The organism is Acidovorax sp. KPB24-03 (assembly GCF_057546605.1).
Genome location: NZ_BAAJYR010000506.1, coordinates 1 through 2,162, shown reverse-complemented (window position 1 = coordinate 2,162; position 2,162 = coordinate 1). Strand labels below are relative to the sequence as shown.

Sequence of the window (2,162 nt, the reverse complement as noted above, 5' to 3'; positions counted from 1 at the left end):
TTTATGCCCGTGCTATCCACCAGCAAATCCAGCGCTGTGCTGCTGCGCCGATAAGGCAGCCGCACCTGCAGCGTCTTTTGGCGACGGCTGATGGTGCTGAAGTCGGGAACCCGCCAATCGAGCTCGGCCAGTTGCAGCAAGCTTTGCACCAATCCCAGACCCTGGCGCCGTGCCAGACCGAACAAGCATTTGATGCTCAGGCAAAACTCTATGGCCGCATCCGTGAACGTCTGCTGGCGACCCCGCTTGCCACTGCCGCAGGCGTACCACTGCATGTCTTTGTCCAGCCAGATCGTCAGCGTCCCTCGGGCCTTGAGCGCCGCGTTGTACGTAGCCCAGTTGGTGGTCTTGTAGCGCGTCTTTGGCCCTTGGCTTTCATTCATGCCCCAACGCTACCAGCGTCATGGAGCCTGTTTGTGCAACAAAGCCTCTCTTGTGACTAGCGCTGCTTTTTTCTTGGTTGTTGGAGAGAAAAATTGCTTTAAGCATTGGGTCTTTTTAAAGGCCGTTATTTTTTCGCCAATTTTTTTTGTCCCTGCTTGAGTGAAGCGAATTTAATTTTCCACGCTCCATTTTCCATGATGAGTGTGTACTTGAGGGATGCGCCAAGTAGTGCTCCGTTATTGGAATCGCAAATAATCTTCGCCTCATTTTTTTCCTCTTCTACTGATGTAATGGATTGATTATATATCGGCGGATTTCCGACTGCCATTGTGATCTCGGTAGATTGTCCTAATGTTTGCTTCGCATTGCTTGTCAAAAATTTATTTATTATTGTTTTCAGCTCATTTCTGGCTTCTTGGTCGGCTGTCTTTTTGAATTCGAAATCGCCACCTTTGTAGCTGCTATCTCGCGTTTTTGAATAGCGGCGTTTTTCCCAGTTAAGCATTTCTTTTAGATAATTTTCAATTGTTTCTTTGGGATTCATGGTTTCCTCTTAAGGGCAGCAACAAGGATTAGCAAAACTTCGGGTAATTGTTTTCCCATTTATTCTTGCTTGATAAAGAATGCTGTCTGGACGGGTGGAGCCTGAATACTGTGGCACGACACGGACAATGACGTTATCTCCAGCTTTAACTGCATTGGCGATACCATTTTCAAAATCTCTGAATTGGCCGCGATTAATACTTGGGGCTTGTGGGAAGACTTCATTAACTCCGCCTGCACCCCCAAGTTGGTTTCCAATGGGGTGGCCTGCATCATCGTGGGGGCAGCCAAACCCTCTGGCTCTAGCTCGTGACGATGCATTGGTTGCTGATCCCGTTCCTAAATCCTCTGGTCTTATTTTGGCACTGGCACTTTTTAACGTGCCATCTGGATTGTGTTTGTATTTAGCTAGGGCATCTTTGCCGAAGAGCCCAAAAGGATCAAGCCAACTGATTGGATTAGGTGCGTAAATTGAAAGATGGCTTCCGCCTTGCAAACCAATCGGATCTTGGCTAGCAAACCTGCCCACAGCCGGATCGTAATACCGGAAGCGGTTGTAGTGCAGCCCGGTTTCCTCATCGAACTGCTGCCCCTGGAATCGGAAGGGTTGTTCGATCGGCGGCGGCGCGGATGACCGGGCGCTGGCACCGTCGCTCCAGTCCATTCCCGGACCGTTCCCCATGCGGCGGCGGGTGGGGCCGTCATCGGTCCCCGTTCTCGCCACGGGCCGCAGCGTGGCTTCCCCCCAGACCTTGTAGTCCGCCGCCCAGGCGATGTGCCCCTGAGCATCCGTCAACTCCAGCGGCGCCCCGATCTGGTCGCACTGATACCAATACGTCTCGAATCGATCCTGCGTGCCCTGAACCGTTGCCAGGGGCACAAAGCTCGCTGGCTCGTACACGAACAGCGCCTCCTTGCCCCCACGCTGGCTGTGCACCATCAGATCGCCATCCCACAGGAAGTGCGTGGCGCCGAACGAGTCCGCCTTGGACACGCGCCGTCCCAGCGCGTCATAGGCATACCGCGTGGTCTGCGTCACGCCATGGCGCGTGGTGCTGGCCTCGACCAGCTGATGATCGGCATTCCAGCGCAGCTGGACCACCTCATGGTGCCCCGCTTTCTGATTGCCCCGGGTGCGCTTCGTCACATTGCCATGCACGTCGTACTCGAAGTGCAGGTCTTGATAGAAGCGCAGCCGGTTGTCCCCCACCACGCCCAGGCCCCCTCGGCCATCG

Annotated in this window: 3 protein-coding genes; all 3 read right to left on the bottom strand. The window is 54.0% G+C overall.

Going from position 1 to position 2,162, the window contains the following annotated elements; translation table 11 throughout:
• Nucleotides 1–383: transposase (locus AC27KI_RS23270; protein ID WP_487116079.1), on the bottom strand; the 383-nt coding region annotated here is incomplete at its 3' end.
• Nucleotides 384–508: 125 nt separating this feature from the next.
• On the bottom strand, nucleotides 509–928 hold the full coding sequence (locus AC27KI_RS23265; protein WP_487116077.1) for an NTF2 fold immunity protein: 420 nt from the start codon (nucleotides 926–928) through the stop codon (nucleotides 509–511).
• Nucleotides 929–937: 9 nt separating this feature from the next.
• On the bottom strand, nucleotides 938–2,162 hold a 1,225-nt coding region (locus AC27KI_RS23260; protein WP_487116075.1), incomplete at its 5' end, for an RHS repeat-associated core domain-containing protein.